Below are 17,660 nucleotides of genomic sequence, written 5' to 3'. Positions count from 1 at the left end.
GGATACTAAACGGATAGTGCAGAGAGAGGGAACAATATGAAACTGGACAAAAGTAAAAAAGCCGTCTTTTTTGATGTGGACGATACATTATATGATCATCTGACCCCGTTCCGCAGGGCCGTCGGGACAATTGCCCGGCCGAAGGAGGGCTTTCCGTATGAGGCAGCCTATCACCGGCTGCGTTATTACAGCGACATGCTGTCGCTGGAGCTCGGAGGCGCTGGTTCGGACGAATACGAGAGTGCCGTGGAGGATATGAGACGCCGTCGTTTTCAGCTGGCTTTACAGGAATTCGATATCGAGCTGAGTCCGGAGCAGGCGGAGCGCATGCAAGCGGCCTATATCGGATGCCAGTATGAGATTGATATGTTTGAAGGCGCGCGGGAGCTGCTGCAGCGTCTGGCCGATGATGGTCATGTCGTCGGACTGATCACGAACGGGCCGCTGGAACATCAAATGAACAAAATTGCGGCGATGAATCTCGGGAGTATCATCCCGGCAGATCGGTTATTCGTGTCCGGAGATGTCGGCTGGGACAAGCCGGATCACCGTATTTTTGTTCATGTGAACGAGCGCACCGGAACAAGCCCGGAGCATAGCTATTATATTGGGGATTCATGGCGTAATGACGTCATCGGTGCACTGGCAGCATGCTGGAACGTGATCTGGTTTAACCACCGAGGGACAACGCCTGAGTCAGAGCACACTCCACATCACACCGCAGGAAGCTATACAGAACTGGCACAAATCTTGGAGACAGCTCTGTAGTAGTGGAAGGCTCATGAGTGTGATTTGCTACTGCTGGCGGCATTCCCATGTTCCACTTATGCCTTCTCGGGCATAAGCTGTACAGAAGGGGGCGGGCGTCTTGAGAATCGACCTTGGGTGCGGCAGTGACAAGCATGCCAATTGTACCGGAATCGATATCCAACCAGGGAAGAATGTCGATATTGTTCATGATTTTGAACAGTCTATTCCACTGTTGGATGATGCGGTTTCCTTTGTCATGGCGAGCCGCAGTCTGGAATATTCCCGTGATTTGCTCACCGTGATGAGGGAAATATACCGGGTCTGCGAGCATAAAGCGCTGGTCTGCATCTTGGCTCCTTATTCTCGGTCCGCCCTTCACATCGCGAATCCGGCAATCAAGACCTATTTCAATGAATATACACCGTTCTACTTGACCTCTAAAGGGTATCACAGAGACCTAGAGATGACCTTTGGATTTACGCCGAATTATATCCCGGAGGAGGCGCCAGGACTTGGGTTTCGCCTTCTTCGAATGGAAATGTTCTATTTCCCGGATGTGAGAGCGACGTACAAAATATCGGACCGTGAGGAAATAAGGCAGTCGCTCATCGACGTGGCGGATGAAGTTATGTATCACTTTATGGTTGTCAAAAAACCGGTGACGAACCTGGAGTGTTGTGTGCTTGCAGCCAGTAAACTGGAGGAGCCGAATCGGATAGCGGAGTGGAGGCGAAGGGAGCTTTCTACGTCGGCGACTTCGCAAATTCCGCGGGAGACTTTCGACAATCCACTGTATATCGAACTTGCAGAACCTGAAGACACGGGTTCGACCATTAAACCGGCTGGGAAACCGCCTTCATCGGCCGCGAAAAGAAAAGGGGCATTAAAGATGAAGAAGGGCAAAAAACGAAGCAGGCTGATCCGCGTCAAAAGCGTGGCTCGTGAGGGAGGTGATCCTTCGCTTCAGCGTAATACATCAGCATCTCGCGTTTTGTTCGATATCCGCGATCTGTATATAGGAGCTGCCTGGCGCGCTATACGGCAGTCCGGGGAATCAGACGGATCCATAGGTTAAGATACGGAAATGCCTCGCCCTTTTGTTCAGGGGCAAGGCATTTTTGATTTGGATTTGTGATTAGCTGTTAAGTAGAGTTTTGATATGGCTCTCGATCTTCTCTGGTGTATCTGCTGGCGCGAAGCGCTTGATGACTTTTCCGTCCCGATCTACGAGAAATTTGGTAAAATTCCACTTGATCCGTTTCGTACCGAAAGTGCCTGGAGCCTCGGAAGCCAAATGCTTGAACAGCGGGTGTGCACTGTTACCGTTGACATCAATCTTGGCGAATAAAGGAAAGGTGACCCCATGATTGAGCTTGCACGCTTCAGCAATGTCGGAGTTGTTCGCGAGCTCTTGATTCATAAACTGGCTGCTCGGAAATCCGAGTACGGTCAGACCTTTATCGTGGAACGTTTCATGGAGCTTCTCCAGACCGCTGAACTGCGGAGCAAAACCGCATTTGGTTGCCGTATTGACGATCAGCATGACTTGACCCTTATAGGGCTCAAGCGTTTGCTGCTTTCCGCTGATGGTGGTAACCTCGAAATCGTAAATGGACATGAGTGGCTGCTCCTTTTCTTCTGAATGATGTTGGTCCCAAACAACCGCCTAACATACAAGTTTATTTTTTTGCTAAAGAAAATATGTAATTTCTATGGACGAGATTCATAGAGTATGGTTTATTTGACTAATACAACTAAACCAAAATAAGGATATGAAGGGGTATTTAAGGAGGATATAGTATGCATTTGAGAACACAGATGCTCCGAACACTAGGAATCAGCCTTCTGGCATTTGTGGTGGTCATGTTGATTGTACTGTTCCCGCGTAAGATCGATCTTACTCTGGAGGGGAACCTGATTGTTGCTACCTATGACGCGAGTATGGAGCAATTTGTCGCTAATATCAAACAATTTTTTGTGGATGTCTTTCAAAACCAAAGTCTAGGCTATTCCAGATTTAGTGGTGAATCCGCAGGGGAAGCTGTCATTCGAGCGATGGGAAAAAGCCTTGCGGTTATTGGCGCAGCTCTCGTAATAGGCTTTGTATTCGGCATACTAAAAGGCATTGCCGATTACAAGTTGTCAAAGACACGCTTTAACATTTTGGGACACTGGACAACTTGGATATTTCAGTCTATGCCAGATTTTTTTGTACTTCTGATTCTTCAGTGGTTTATTATTGATCATTTGCCTTTCATAAGGTTTTTTGCTCCGGATGGTTGGCAGTCATTTGCCCTTTTGTCCGTTCTGGTATCGTTATATCCGATCGTTTACATAGCCAGCTTGACCTCGGCCTCGCTTGCTGCCCAGGAAGGGAAGCTGTACCTTTTGTTTGCCAAGGCAAAGGGTCTCAGTAATCGGATTATTTTGTTCAAGCATATGCTTCGCAACAGTATGGGCACGCTGCTTACACAGCTCCCGACCCTGCTTGTGTACATATTATCCAATCTGCTCATGGTCGAAATTTTCCGGAATTATCCTGGTGCCGCATGGCGTCTCTATACTGCTATGGATTACAACACGTACCAGGGTACTGGGCAAGACTTTGAAGCAGGAATTATTATCGGGATTACGTTCTGTATTATGCTGCTGATTTTACTGGTGCAGTGGATCAGTCATGTTGCCAAAAAATACTTTGATCCGATTTAAGAGGTGTGAACGATGAAAAAAGAGAAGAACATTCCTTTATGGATTGGTGTATCTTTATTAGCTATTCTTGTGTTTACAATGCTTGCCGGACCGTATCTACCGTTTATCGATAAGGAATTGCAGGGTGAACCTCACCGATGGGTGGGGAAAAAGTTACACCTTCCGGCATACAGCCCCTCCCCTGACAATATCCTTGGCAGTGACAAAAGGGGCGTGGACAATTTGAGTAAGCTCGTCGTAAGCGCCAAAGAGACGATTTTTATCATTTTGACCATCGCTGTGATCCGGTATCTGATCGGTGTGCCACTTGGGCTGCTGGCCCGTAGGAAAAAAGGGATATCACATTTTATTGTTACGCTGCTGAATAAGGTGTTTTCATTCTTGCCATCTGTTTTTTTCGTAGTTTTGTTGTTAGCGCTTCCGGTGCTGTTATTCTCGACAAGTCGTCTGTACTGGGCCTTATTCATCATCGCGTTGGTTGAAGCAGGGCGGGTTGCTGTCACGGTTCAGGCGAAGGCAAACCGTATTTCGAAGGAGCTGTATGTGGAAGCCGGAACGGCTCTCGGTCTAAGTTCCAAACGGATGATCCGTAAATATTATATACCGGAAATGGTTCCCGAGCTGATCGTTAACTTCTGTACGGATCTCGGAAAAGTGACGATCCTGCTCGGCCAGCTTGCCGTATTAAACATATTTCTGGCCCAGAAATGGATGGAAGTCGATTACTATGTGTGGCAGTTCGTAAACACCCAGTTTAATTGGGCAACACTGATTTCCAACCATAGAACCGAAATTTATATGGGGAAATTCGCATTTATTTTTTATCCGGCATTCGCGATGATGTTCGCAATCCTAACCTTTAATATGCTTGGTGAAGGGTTCCGTCGCAAGTTTCATCTTAAAGGCTAGAGTGTAACGGTTCCGGCGTGAGTTTCACTTGCCTGAGCCAATATCGACTTCGGGAAGAGCCCAGACGGACACACTGCCGCCATTTACCGGGAAGACCGCAAATCCATCCTCACCAATGGTAGTGCGGTCTTTCCTCGTGTTGGTGAGATCAACCCATACCTGACCCGCGCGTTCTTTGCCGACATTCATCCGTTTGCTGCCTTCATCGCCATTGGATATAACAACCGCGCAGCCGGAACGGGGAATGTCGGGAACGCCCCAGCGAACCCAGCCGATCGTGTTGGGGTGGTCAAAATAATCATCCTGTTTGCCATATGCCTTATGGTACCGGGCATAAAGCAGCGGATCGATAGCGATTTGTTTTCCGGGTACAGGCGTTTCTCCGCCGATACCGTAGTAATCTCCGTAAAATACGACTGGATAACCATCCTTGCGCAGTAATATCAGGGCATAAGCGCTCTGCTTGAACCAGTCCTGAATCCAGGATTCCAGAGATTCATGGGGCTGCGAATCATGATTGTCGACAAAGGTCACCGCACTTAATGGGTGGGAGTGGACAAGCGTTTCGTCAAAAATCTTGCGAAGATCATATCCCTTTCCTTCCTTAGAAGCGGCATGGAGCTTGTAATGCAGGGACACATCGAATAAATCGATTTTGTAATCGACAGTATCCAGGAAACTTCGGCATCCATCTAGCTCGGGATTCCAGAACTCACCGACGATATAGAAGGATTCACCGTGTTCTTGTTTTATCGTGGTGGCGAATTCTTTAATAAAATCATGATTAATATGCTTGATCGCATCGAGACGGAATCCGCTGCATTGCAGAGTGTTAACAAGCCACTTGCCCCATTCCATCATCTCGCGGCGAACATCAGGGTGACTGTAATCAATATTCGCAAACATAAGATAGTCATAGTTACCGAATTCATCGTCTACATTCTCGCTCCACGTTTTATTCTCACCAACAATCCGGAAGATGCCGCTGCGTTTTTGGCTCGCATCATAATCTGTCCCGTTAAAGTGGTTGAAGTTCCATTTGAACGACGAATAGGTATCACCCCGTCCAGGGAATGTGAATTGTGTCCATCCCTCAATCTCGAAGGGCTTGGAAATGTCCTTAGTCCGATCCTTTTCGTCCACCTGAATCACCTTGAACCGCTCGGTCGCATCGGCTCCTGCTTTATGATTCATGACAAGATCAATGTAGACGGCAATGTCGTGCTCCTTGCATGCCTTTATGGCGTCGATAAGCTCCTGTTTCGTACCGTATTTCGTAGAGACTGAACCTTTTTGGTCAAATTCTCCGAGATCGTAAAGATCATATACACCATAACCGGTATCTTCTGCGGATTGGCCTTTTGTGACCGGAGGAATCCATACGGAGTCGATCCCTTTTTGTTTTAATTGCGGCGCATCATCCTTGAGGCAGTTCCAATGCGACCCGTCGGCTTTAATATGCCACTCGAAAAACTGCATAATAGTATGATTTCTTTGCAATGGACCCATCTCCTCAATTGTTTATCTCTATGACTCTATGCCATCCAGGCACAGACAGCTCGCTGTGATTAATGTATTTAATTTTACCCAAATTAGAGCTAAAAAAGACGGGACGTAGGATTAACGTAATTCATATAAAAAAGCAGAGTTTCTCCTCACAGGAAGAAACTCTGCTTTTATTATTTCTATCGCAGCTGCGTGCCCTCATATTCGTACGCCTCTTCCGGTGAAGTTGGCGTGTGCACCTTAGGACATCCAAAAAGTGAGCAAAGCAAGCAGCACAGAGGTAATGGTCATCGCTAACAGTGGGCGCCATGCTTTACGCAGCGATTGGAGATGAATGTTTAGCCCCAGACCCACCATTGCCATAGCCAGAATAAAGGACGCAGACTTCGCGATGCCGTTCTTCAAGCCATCAGGGATGATACCCTGTCCGCCCCACTCCGCGCTGCCAAGCAGACTCAGGGCAATGAAGCCAAGTAGGAACCATGGAAATTCCAGCTTAGAGCCTTTTTCAACCCGTCCAGTACGCCGCATCCAGTACATCAATATAAGACTCAGCGGGATGAGGAGAAAGACGCGGCCAAGCTTTGCAAGCAGGCTGACGGCTAACGCGTCCTCGCCTGCAGGGGCTGCCGCTAAGGCTACATGGGCAAGCTCATGGAGACTGATGCCTGACCATATCCCGTACTGCGTATCCGTTAGCGGAAGAAACGGCTGAAGCAAGGTGTAGCCGACGGCAAACACGGTGCCAATAAAGGCGATGATTCCCGCACCCAGCGCGGTGTCTTCATCTTTCGCTTTCAAGATAGGCGAGACGGCTGCAATGGCCGCTGCGCCGCATACGCCGGTGCCGATCCCGAGCAGAAGAGAGAGGGATCCATCGGCTTTTAGCCATTTTGCCAGCAGCATCGTTACAAGAATGGCGAAGACCACCGTGACAACATCACGCAGTAGCAGCCCCAGGCCTTGGCTGAATACAATGGCGATGTTGAGTTTTAGTCCGTACAGAATAATGGCGAGTCGAAGCAGCTTTTTGGCTGTAAATTGAATACCGGCTCGAAGTACCTCGGGATAACCCCATACCTGACGGAACACCGCAGCAATGAGGATGGCCCACGCCAGCTGCCCCAGAATGTTTAGTCCGGGAATGTAAGAAAGCCCGTAGCCCATTAAGGCAATGATAAAGGTGAATCCGATCCCGCCGGCCCAGGAAAGAGCTTTATTCCGCCGATTCGGTCGGGGTGTTCTTTGTGGTTCATGGTGTGTCATGGTTTGATAAGCAGGTTTGTTCATGATTGTAACCTCCGATATGTTCGGTTGGCCTGAATCCATCGTAGCTTAGTTTTTTAAATAAGAAAAATAAATCATTATAATGATCATCATAAGTAAATAGTTATGATAAGCTGATTGCATTAGGAAGTCAGTAAAGGAGTTTTTGACATGGATGTATCGTTAGAGGTGTTTGTCACGGTTGTGGAAAAAGGAAACTTCACCCGTGCTGCCGAAGAGCTAAGGATGACCCAACCTGCGGTAAGCCAGTACATACAGGCATTGGAGCGCACGGTGGGCGCTAAACTGCTGGAAAGAACGAACAAGTACGTCCGTCTTAATCAGGCAGGAGAAATTGTATTTCATCATGCCAAGGATATTCTGGGAATGTACACACGGATGCAGACATTGGTGGACGATCTGCTGCACCGGGCTAGCGGTGATCTCTCCATTAGCGCAAGTTATACCTTTGGAGAATACGTGCTACCACATCTTTTGGCTTATATGCATGAGGTATATCCCTTGATCCGGCCGAGAATCAATATCGGGAATACGACCGAGGTGGCTGAGGCAATTCTGAATCACCAGGCGGATATCGGAATTGTTGAAGGAGAATACCATCATGAGAATCTTCATATCGAAGCCTTTGCGGAGGATGAAATGTTTGTTATTGTGCCGAATGAGGAGCGTTATGCAGGAAAAGAAGAGATTTGCCTTTCCGAACTTGGCAAAGAGACATGGATCGTGCGTGAAAGCGGATCAGGTACACGTAGAGCAGCTGAGCATATGTTTACAAGCCGCCATTTTCAGCCGGATAACAAAATGGAATTCGGTAGTACCCAATTAATCAAGGAATCTGTGGAAGCGGGACTTGGTGTGACGTTGCTGTCCCACTGGGCGGTCCGGAAGGAAATTTCGCTCGGTACGCTCATCATGCTAAAGCCGGATGGTGAATCGGTACGGAGGCATTTTTCTCTAATTACGCAGGCGACTCCCTACCATACGAAGGCTGCGGAAATATTTCTGGATCTGCTTCGGATGAATAAAGCCTTTCCGGATAGTTATGTATGAAACATCTTGCTCTCTAATTGTGTTATAAGGAGTGGAGGTGTGTTTATGTGATGTCGAAATTGTTGGCTGCACTTTTTTCCTCACTGCTGATCTGTCTGGTTGCAGCGTACCTGGATTATACACCGATGGATGTGAGGGAGACAGGAGTTAGCTACTACTCGTACTTCAGGCTCTTTATTGTAGGTTGGATTATCATTTTTCCCATGTATTTGATTCTTGGAATTCCGCTGTCTCTGATCATGGATGGGGCAGTAGCCCGTTTTTTTTACGAAGCCCCGAAGGGAGTTGCGTTTTGCATGAAGCCAATCTCCTATTTGCTGGCAAGCGTCGCGGCAGGATGGTTATTTTCCCTCCTAGTTGGAACCGGTGGATGGCACTCGTATAAATATCCTTTCATGCTGGGTGCTTTGATCTTTTGGGTATCTCAGGAGATTATTAGGCTCATAGGCAGGAAACTAAGAATGGGTTCGAACCGCCCTCGCCGCAATACCATGTGAGTGACAAATCATGGATTGAGGTATAATAATAGCGAAGAATACATGCTAACCAATAACAGGTTTGGGGTGACATAGACCGGAGCAGTCCGGTGCTGATGCCGATGAACGGAATAGAACAGTCTTTATATAAACAATGCGGACACTGTGGAATGGACAGACCTTTGTCTGAGTTTCGCCGCCGGACGGGGCGCCGTTCAGGACCGAATTCTCGGCGGGGAATCTGCGCGGAGTGCCGCCGTCTCGCGTCTGAAGGAATTTCGGAAGCGATTCTCGAAAAAAAAGATAACCCTGTCAGTAAAGTGGATTCATCTCTGGTCAAGGATGATGCGGCTTCCTCTCTAGAGATCGAATTGCTCAAGCCCAAAGCATCCCGCTCGCAGAAACGCCGGGCTGCTCGCAAGCGGGCTAAAACGAGAGCAGCAGAAGCTGCCATTGCAGCTAAATGCAACTATACTGCCGGGCAGCAGCTGGAGCACATTTCTCCAAAGCGGGGTGAAGTCCGGAAGACGGGGGACAAACGCAAGCATACCCCGCCGAATCCGCCAAGACCGCTGCTCCGAACGGCCGTGGCACATGAGCATCTCAATCCGTATGATGTGTCATCGCTTGTGCCAACTCGGGCAGGTACGATACGGATGCGTGGGCGCACCGATAAAGGCCGGGGGTGGCATCAAGAGATTGATCCGGAGCTGGCCATCATCCTGGTGAAAGAGAATGCGGCCGTTGTGGTGAACCGCCATACCATTCGCCGTCTCTACACAAATAAGGGATTCCGCAAATATGTGCTGGAGCGTGATCGTCATACCTGTTATTTCTGCGGGGGATACGGGGATACGATTGATCATTTACTGCCGCGGGCCAAAGGAGGCCATACAACGCCGGTGAATTGTGTCTGTGCATGTATGGAATGCAATCAATCCAAAGCAGATCGGGATCTCGATGATTTTATGAATTTAAGCCGCTAGAACATCTCCTGTGTCTACAGGGGATGTTTTCTTTTTTACAACTAAATGAAACAGGCCGCCTCGTTTAACGATGTTCAAATAAGCAAGCCGCCCAAGATTGATTTCTTGGACGGCTTGCTTGTTTGATTTGTTGAAAATATTAGAGTTTATAAATTTCACGTATAAATAATCGAATCTCATCGATGAATTGGGAATTGGTCAAATTTGATCATCAATAAAAAGCGCTTACATTTCGGTCAAAAATGACACATTGTCCAGTTGTCAAAAATAGTTGTCATAAGGCTAAAAGCCTTGCTAGTAAAGGCTTTTACAGTGCACACAAATGACATATTTACGTTGGTTATGAAAGTCGACTATCGTTAGTCGTGTAAGCGTTATCAAGTTTGACGCGCTGTGGGTAACGAAACGAGAGAGAGTCATATTAAATCAGGAAGGGGTGGTCCTATGCAGGATACAAAAACTGTCATTACAAGTAGTCCAGGTGTGACGCTCGGCAAGGGACATAAGAGTGTATGGAAGAGAATGCTTCAGAACTGGGAACTGTATATCTTCATTGCACCCGCATTTTTTTACTTTCTTATTTTCGCTTACGGACCGATGTACGGCATTCAAATCGCATTTAAAAATTTCATTCCCACGATGGGGATTACAGGGAGCCCTTGGGTCGGTTTCGACCATTTTATACGCTTCTTCGATTCTTACTATTTTTGGGACCTGTTATGGAACACATTAAGTATCAGCTTATATGAGCTGGCCATCGGATTTCCGATTCCCATTATTTTGGCACTGGCTTTCAATGAAGTAAGAAATGGCTTCTTTAAGAAAATAGCCCAAACGGTCACCTATGCACCTCACTTTATTTCGGTCGTCGTTATGGCGGGGATGATTATTACCTTCCTCTCCCCATCGACAGGGATTGTCGTTCATATGATTGAATGGCTCGGATTTAGTAGCCCTGACTTTTTGACGGATCCAAGATGGTTTAAGACAATGTACGTGTTTTCTGGTGTGTGGCAGAGCGCAGGCTGGGGCACCATCATTTACTTGGCAGCGCTTTCGGGCGTGGATCCAGGACTTCATGAAGCTGCAGTCATTGACGGAGCCTCGCGCTTCCAGCGGTTACGCCATATTAACATCCCAACACTCATTCCAACGATGACCATCCTCTTGATTCTGAATATAGGAAGTCTGCTCGGGGTCGGATTTGAGAAAATCCTGCTGCTTCAGAACCCGCTTAACATGGGGTCGTCAGACGTTATTTCAACTTTCGTATACCGCTCGGGGCTTGTGGATGCCCAGTACAGCTTCTCGACTGCGATCGGCTTGTTTAACTCCGTGATCAATGCAGTTCTGCTGGTTGTCGTGAATCAGGTTGTCCGCCGTACGAGCGAAAACAGTTTGTGGTAGAGAGGAGGAGGACATGAATGCTAACGGGTGTTAAAGAAACCAAAAGAGACAAAATATTTCTGATTTGCAACTACTTTTACGTCTTTCTTGCTTTTATCGTGGTGTTCTATCCCTTGGTATATATGCTCAGCGCATCGATCAGTGATCCGAAGCTTGTCAGTTCCGGGGAAATGTGGCTGTGGCCCAAAGGAATTACTTTTGACGGATACAAGAGAGTGTTCGAGAATAGCAGCATTTGGTCTGGATACGCTAACACCATTCTTTATACGGTAGTCGGAACCTCCATCAATCTGGTGGTAACGCTACCAGCAGCGTATGCCCTGAGCCGTAAGGATTTTATCGGACGCAATTTCTTTATGGGCATGTTCATGGTGACAATGTTCTTTGGCGGCGGGCTTGTGCCTACCTACCTTCTCGTCAAGGAGCTCGGCATGATTAATACGATGTGGGCGATTGTCATACCGTCGGCCGCATCGATCTGGAATATTATCGTATCGCGTACCTTCTTCCAAAGCTCCATTCCGAAGGAGCTGCAGGAGGCCGCACAGATTGATGGCTGTACCAATATGCGGCTGTTTATTAAAATCATTCTGCCGTTGTCGATGCCGATTATTGCGGTTATGGCATTGTTTTATGGGGTCGGCAACTGGAACAGCTACTTCTCAGCTCTCATTTATTTGAATGATACTGCGAAGTACCCGCTGCAGCTGATTCTGCGCCAGATTCTGGTTCTTCAGGAAATGTCCGCACAGGGTGGGGGGGCCATCGATGCTTCTACGGCTGCGGCGATGAACAGTAAGGCGGAAATCGCGGCACTCGTCAAATATGCGGTCATCATCGTGGCGACCATTCCAGTTATTGCTATCTATCCATTCCTTCAACGTTATTTTGTTCAGGGTGTTATGATTGGTTCTGTAAAGGGCTGATCTTGCCATAGTTCAATCAACTTTAAAAGGGGAGTTGTTGTCATGAAAAAGCTTCGCAAGGCATCATCCATTTTACTCTGCCTCACGCTATCAGCAAGTCTGCTAGCAGCTTGTGGTTCTTCCAAAGGGAATGAAGATGGGTCTTCGGCTTCTGGTTCACCCAACGCCGATGTTAAGAAAGAAGGCTTTCCGATTGTAGAGAAGCCGCTAACTCTCAAGGTTATGTCGCAGGATGCTGGTATAGCAGACTGGAACAAAATGCCTGTACTGCAAGAGATGGAGAAATTAACAGGCATCAAGCTGGAGTATCAACTCTCACCGATCGACAGTTTTGAAACGAAGAAGAACCTGGTATTTGCGAGCGGCGATTTGCCGGATGTGTTCTACGCAGCCGATATCAAATCGGCAGAACAAGTGACTTATGGCACCCAAGGCGTTTTGATTCCGCTGGAAAAATACATTGATGAAGGTTATGCGCCAAATATCAAGAAAATTTTTGACGAGAACCCGGACATTCGGAAGTCGTTTACAACGCCTGACGGGCATATATATGCACTGCCATTCATTGACGCTGCAGCCGTATGGTACAGAGGCCCTGTGTGGTATAACGGTGAATTCTTGAAAGCGCTCAAAGTAACTGAGCCTAAGACAACAGAAGAATTGTATACGTATTTGAAGCGTGTCAAGGAAGAAGACCCTAACGGAAACGGTAAAAAAGACGAGATTCCGCTGACTTCCGTGAAACTGGATGATCTGCGCATGTACTTCTTCGGCTTCTGGGGGATGTACAGTGAAGGAATCTATGCCGACAAGGATGGAAAAGTTCACTATCCTTTCCAGGAAGAAGGATATAAAGGCTACCTTACTTTCATGAACCGTTTGTGGAAAGAAGATTTGCTTGACCATGAAACCTTCTCCCAAACGGCTGAACAGAAAAAGGCAAAAGGGCAAAACAAGCAGATTGCTCTGTTCAGTGATTATCATCCGTATTTCACCCTCGGAGGTGAGCCAAGCGGTGATAACCCGCTGATGACACCAGTGAAGAGTGAGATTGAGGGCTCTCCGGTATACGGCAAGCATCCAGGTATATCTACACAGGGGACCTTTGCTATTACAAACAAAAATCCCGCTCCGGAAGCTACAATGCGCTGGATCGACTATCTGTACGGTTATGAAGGTTCCACACTGTTCAGTCAAGGACCTGAAGGCGTGCTCTGGAAATATAAAGACAAGGAAAACCATGTGAAAGAATGGCTTCCGGTTCCTGGCGGCGGTGACCGTGATGAATACCGCGGCAAACTCACGCCGAACTACGGTATTTTGACACCAGGCATTAATGATCCGGAGGTTGCGAACGGTCTTCGCACCGAGTTTGACGAGTGGATTGACCAGCAAAACCAAGAGAAACTTGTACCTATCGGTAAAGCTCCTTTCCCTAACGTTTATTTGACAAATGAAGAGCAGAGCGAGGCGACGGCTTTATTGTCCGACCTGGACACTTATGTGAAGCAGATGGAAGCGAAGTTCATTACTGGGCAAGAACCGCTCTCCAATTGGGACAAGTATGTTGCACAAATCAAAAAAATGGGTGGCGACCGTTTAGTCGAGCTGTATCAAGGCGCGTATGATCGTTGGAACTCTGGGAAATAAACCTATTCATGTATAAAAAAACAAAGAAGCCAACATATCCCGGTCAATGATGACCGGGGGTTGGCTATTGTCATTATTGTTCATCTGGAATGCTTACAAGGAAGTCAAGATATTGGAGGTATACCATGCGAGATAACCAATGGGTAGAGGAAGAGCAGGAATCTGTAGTTGAGCAGGGAGTCCACAATTACAGCAGTGAGATGGATTGGGTCAAGCCGGAGGATCCGCTGCTTTTGGAGCGTCTGGAGTGGTTCAAAGACCAGAAGCTGGGTCTGATGATGCACTGGGGACCTTATTCCCAGCTCGGACTGGTTGAATCATGGGCACTAAGCGACAAGGATGAGGAATGGTCACGCAACGAGATCGATTGGGACATCGATGCGGAGGAGTTGAAACGGCAGTATTTTGATTTAAATAAGACGTTTAATCCGCTCCGCTTCCAGCCCGATCTATGGGCTGACCTGGCTGCTGAGAACGGCTTTAAATATTTAAATTTTACAACCAAGCATCATGACGGGTTCTGTATGTGGGATACGCATACAACCGATTACCGTGTCACAGGTCCGGACTGCCCGTTTCATACGCATAAATATGCGGACATTACTAAGCAGCTATTCAATGCGTTTCGTGCGAAGGGCCTCGGTATATCCGCGTATTTCTCTAAAGCTGATTGGCATACCCCTTACTACTGGACACCCGGGATGCAGCCGGGAACTTTTACATCACGGGGACCTACTTATGATCCGAAGGAATACCCTTGGCTGTGGGAGCAGTTCGTCCAGTTTACCCATGAGCAGATTATGGAGCTGATGACGAATTACGGCCGGATCGATGTGCTGTGGCTTGACGCCGGATGGGTCAATGACTATCGCGATCAGAACATCAGACTGGGTGAAGTGGTAGAGAAGGCACGCAAAATTCAGCCATGGCTTCTCTCGGCGGACCGTACGGTCGGTGGGCCTTACGAGAATCTAATCACACCGGAGCAGACGCTGCCTGAGTCAGCGCTCCATGTACCATGGGAGAGCTGCATCACGATGGGATCGGCGTTCTCTTTCCGTTACGAGGACAATTATAAGTCGGTGCGTCAGCTTATACATCTTCTCGTGGAAATAGTCGCAAAAGGCGGCAACCTGGCTCTCAATGTGGGGCCGCAGCCGGACGGAAGAATATCCAAGACCGCCATTTCCCGCATCAAGGGTATGGGGGCATGGCTGAATGTTCATGGCGAGGCCATCTATGGAACGCGCGTGTGTGAGCCGTATTCTGTAGGTAACATCCAATTCACTCAAAAAGACGATACAACGTATGCTCTCTACCTATATAGGGATGAGAATGAGGCCGTTTCAGAGGAGCTGTACCTGCCAATTGAGGCTGATTTCAGCCGTATTGATCTGGTGGGCGGTCAAGAAATGCTTGAGTACCGCCGTACGGGGAGCGGCATCACGGTTCAACTTCCGGACAAGGAGCGCCAGGGATTAGCACCGATCGCGCATGTATTCCGTCTTCGATAAATAGGAAGTAGACCCTGTATGTAAATAATGGAAAATCAGACGAGTACATAGGGAAAGGTGTGACCGAATATGCAAAAATGGTTTGAAGACGCAAAACTTGGGATATTTATCCACTACGGTATTTATGCGGTGGATGGAGTTTCGGAATCATGGTCCTTTTATAACGGGAGAATGTCCTACCAGGATTACATGAAACAGCTGGACGGCTTTACGGCGTCCAAATTCGATGCGGACAAATGGGCCGATCTCATCGAGAAATCAGGAGCCAGATACGCGGTGCTTACGACAAAGCATCATGACGGTGTAGCCTTGTGGAACACACAATACAGCGACTTAAATGTTGTGAAAAAGACTCCAGTCAAACGGGATCTCATTAAGGAATATGCTGAAGCCATAACGAAAAAAGGAATTCGTCTTGGTATGTACTATTCCCTGATCGACTGGTCACATCCTGATTATCCAAGCGTGTACGAAGGCGGCAAGGTTCCTGAAGATCTCAGCTCAGCCAACCCGCATTCAAGCCCGCTGGATGGCGTTCAGGATCTTGAAAAGTGGCAAAAGTTTCTTGAATTTAACAATAATCAGCTGCGGGAGATATTAACGAATTACGGCAAGGTGGATCTGCTGTGGTTCGACGGCGACTGGGAACGGAGTGCCGAGCAGTGGAATTTACCCGAGTTCAAGCATTATCTGCAATCCTTTAATCCGGATATCATCATAAATTCACGGCTTCAGGGCCATGGAGATTATAAGACGCCGGAGCAGGGGATTCCGATCACAAGACCGGATGGACCCTGGGAATTTTGTACGACCATTAACACATCGTGGGGATACGTGCCGACGGATGACAAGTACAAATCGCTAAACCAGATTATCCGGATGTTCTGCGATTGCATCTCCATGGGCGGCAATATGCTGCTGGATATCGGTCCCCGGGAAGACGGAACGATTGATAAGAGACAGGAGGACATATTGCTCGGACTGGGAGAATGGATCCGGACCCATGAAGAGGCGGTATTCGGGACTGATGAAGGGATTATGACCCGCTACTATTTGGGGGGGAGCACGGTCTCGAAGGACAAGAAGACATTGTACTTGTTTGTATATGACGATCCGAAAGAAAGTATATGCCTTAAAGGACTGTGCAACCCGATTAAAAAGATCACGGTTCTTCATTCAGGTAAAGAACTTACACATGAAATCCATGGTGGCGTGCCTTGGTTTAATATTCCGGGAACGACATGGATTCATATGACTCCTGAGGATACGCATGAACAGGTGACAGTTCTTAAGCTGGAATTCGATGAAGAGCTGGAGATGTACGGCGGTTCGGGAGCCGTGGTAACCCACAACTAACGATTACAGGGAGGACGAGTGTTTTTGTACTAGCCTCCCTGATCTCAGGTGGGTCATCTGCAAAAACCGCTTGAAACATCTAATGAAAATGAAGTGGAGGGAACGACAATGAACTTAAGTGGAGTGCCGGAGCCGAAGATTGATTACGCACCTAAACACTATATATGCAGACGCGCGCAAGGGACGCTAGTATTGGATGGCCGTGTAGATAAGCCGTTCTGGGCTGAAGCGGATTGGAGTGATGATTTTGTCGATATCGAAGGTGATCTTCGTCCGATGCCAACGAAACAGACCCGGGTTAAAATGCTGTGGGATGATGAGTATTTCTACTTCGCGGCAGAACTGATCGAAGATCAGATTTGGGCGACGCTAACGGAGCGGGATTCCGTCATTTATTATGATAATGATTTTGAGATTTTCATTGATCCGGATGGAGATAGTCATCAATATTACGAGTTTGAGATCAATGCGCTGAATACGGTATGGGACCTGCTGCTGGTCAAGCCTTACCGTGACGGCGGCCCTCCGGTGAATGGCTGGGATATCAGCGGCCTGAAGACAGCTGTGCATATTGATGGCGAGCTGAATCGTCCCGGTGCAGATAACCGGAAGTGGAGTGTTGAAGTGGCGATACCTTGGGCCAGCTTACGGGAATGTGCAGCCGGAAGCCGCCAGCCACTCCCAGGCGAGTTCTGGCGCGTCAATTTCTCCCGTGTTCAGTGGCAGACGGAGGTACAAGACGGCGAATACCGTAAAGTGCTGAATCCCGAAACAGGCAAACCATATCCGGAGGATAACTGGGTATGGTCACCTATGGGCATTATCAATATGCATTATCCCGAACTGTGGGGCTATGTTGTGTTTGCGGAAGGAGACAATCCGCTGTCCTTTGAGCTTCCGCAGGATGAACGCATTAAATGGGACCTGCGCAGGCTCTATTACCGTGAACGCAATTACTTTGAAGCCCATGGTGAATTCACAGCGGACAAGAAGCTGCTCATGGGCGATGATTCGTGGAGCATTGATCCTGTCATTGAGACGACCCGCAGTCTGTTCCAGATTACAGCTCCGTCCTTGGACGGGGAAGGCCATATCTGTATTCGGGAAGACGGAAAGTTATGGAAGGAGTGAGAG

At 48.0% G+C, this 17,660-nt stretch carries 16 protein-coding genes; 13 read left to right on the top strand and 3 right to left on the bottom strand.

The genetic code is table 11. The features are described 5' to 3' along the window. The first annotated feature begins 36 nt into the window (after positions 1-36). Positions 37-768 (top strand): HAD family hydrolase, encoded by a 732-nt coding sequence (locus MNQ98_RS28155; protein WP_241931133.1) that lies wholly within the window; start codon positions 37-39, stop codon positions 766-768. A 100-nt stretch (positions 769-868) separates the two neighbouring features. Beyond that, positions 869-1,825, top strand: coding sequence for a class I SAM-dependent methyltransferase (locus tag MNQ98_RS28150; protein ID WP_241931132.1), 957 nt, complete (start codon positions 869-871; stop codon positions 1,823-1,825). Positions 1,826-1,885: 60 nt separating this feature from the next. On the opposite strand, the gene MNQ98_RS28145 is transcribed toward MNQ98_RS28150, so the two are convergent. Next, entirely contained in the window at positions 1,886-2,368 is a 483-nt protein-coding gene (locus MNQ98_RS28145; protein WP_241931131.1) for a glutathione peroxidase, read from the bottom strand. Between the two features lie 182 nt (positions 2,369-2,550). On the opposite strand from MNQ98_RS28145, the gene MNQ98_RS28140 reads away from it, so the two are divergent. Both MNQ98_RS28140 and MNQ98_RS28135 read left to right on the top strand, forming a co-directional pair. Further along, positions 2,551-3,459: an ABC transporter permease subunit gene (locus MNQ98_RS28140; protein ID WP_241931130.1), complete on the top strand. Its 909-nt coding sequence runs from the start codon at positions 2,551-2,553 to the stop codon at positions 3,457-3,459. A 12-nt stretch (positions 3,460-3,471) separates the two neighbouring features. Beyond that, entirely contained in the window at positions 3,472-4,368 is an 897-nt protein-coding gene (locus MNQ98_RS28135) for an ABC transporter permease subunit (protein ID WP_241931129.1), read from the top strand. A gap of 24 nt (positions 4,369-4,392) precedes the next feature. On the opposite strand, the gene MNQ98_RS28130 is transcribed toward MNQ98_RS28135, so the two are convergent. Beyond that, entirely contained in the window at positions 4,393-5,868 is a 1,476-nt protein-coding gene (locus MNQ98_RS28130; RefSeq protein WP_241931128.1) for an alpha-amylase, read from the bottom strand. A gap of 246 nt (positions 5,869-6,114) precedes the next feature. Beyond that, a complete protein-coding gene (locus tag MNQ98_RS28125) occupies positions 6,115-7,164 on the bottom strand; it encodes a YeiH family protein (RefSeq protein ID WP_481856689.1) in 1,050 nt (349 codons plus the stop codon). Between the two features lie 147 nt (positions 7,165-7,311). Here MNQ98_RS28125 and MNQ98_RS28120 point away from each other — a divergent pair, with 147 nt between their 5' ends. From MNQ98_RS28120 to MNQ98_RS28080, 9 genes are all read left to right on the top strand, one after another. Further along, complete coding sequence (locus MNQ98_RS28120; protein WP_241931127.1) at positions 7,312-8,211, top strand: LysR family transcriptional regulator; 900 nt, start codon at positions 7,312-7,314, stop codon at positions 8,209-8,211. 47 nt (positions 8,212-8,258) lie between these two features. After that, positions 8,259-8,708, top strand: a complete 450-nt coding sequence (locus MNQ98_RS28115) for a hypothetical protein (protein WP_241931126.1) — start codon at positions 8,259-8,261, stop codon at positions 8,706-8,708. Positions 8,709-8,809: 101 nt separating this feature from the next. After that, positions 8,810-9,673 (top strand): HNH endonuclease, encoded by an 864-nt coding sequence (locus MNQ98_RS28110; protein WP_241931125.1) that lies wholly within the window; start codon positions 8,810-8,812, stop codon positions 9,671-9,673. A gap of 444 nt (positions 9,674-10,117) precedes the next feature. Beyond that, positions 10,118-11,080 carry an ABC transporter permease gene (locus tag MNQ98_RS28105; protein WP_241931124.1) on the top strand — a complete coding sequence of 321 codons (963 nt, stop codon included), beginning with the start codon at positions 10,118-10,120 and terminating at the stop codon, positions 11,078-11,080. A 17-nt stretch (positions 11,081-11,097) separates the two neighbouring features. Then, positions 11,098-12,006: a carbohydrate ABC transporter permease gene (locus MNQ98_RS28100; protein WP_241931123.1), complete on the top strand. Its 909-nt coding sequence runs from the start codon at positions 11,098-11,100 to the stop codon at positions 12,004-12,006. Between the two features lie 42 nt (positions 12,007-12,048). Beyond that, entirely contained in the window at positions 12,049-13,656 is a 1,608-nt protein-coding gene (locus MNQ98_RS28095) for an extracellular solute-binding protein (RefSeq protein ID WP_241931122.1), read from the top strand. Positions 13,657-13,781: 125 nt separating this feature from the next. Next, positions 13,782-15,170 (top strand): alpha-L-fucosidase, encoded by a 1,389-nt coding sequence (locus tag MNQ98_RS28090; RefSeq protein ID WP_241931121.1) that lies wholly within the window; start codon positions 13,782-13,784, stop codon positions 15,168-15,170. A gap of 69 nt (positions 15,171-15,239) precedes the next feature. Continuing rightward, positions 15,240-16,526 (top strand): alpha-L-fucosidase, encoded by a 1,287-nt coding sequence (locus tag MNQ98_RS28085; RefSeq protein ID WP_241931120.1) that lies wholly within the window; start codon positions 15,240-15,242, stop codon positions 16,524-16,526. Positions 16,527-16,634: 108 nt separating this feature from the next. Then, positions 16,635-17,657 carry a carbohydrate-binding family 9-like protein gene (locus tag MNQ98_RS28080; RefSeq protein WP_241931119.1) on the top strand — a complete coding sequence of 341 codons (1,023 nt, stop codon included), beginning with the start codon at positions 16,635-16,637 and terminating at the stop codon, positions 17,655-17,657. Positions 17,658-17,660: the final 3 nt, after the last annotated feature.

The organism is Paenibacillus sp. N3/727 (genome assembly GCF_022637315.1).
Classification (GTDB): Bacteria; Bacillota; Bacilli; order Paenibacillales; family Paenibacillaceae; genus Paenibacillus_AQ; species Paenibacillus_AQ uliginis.
This window is presented reverse-complemented; position numbering and strand designations above follow the sequence as displayed.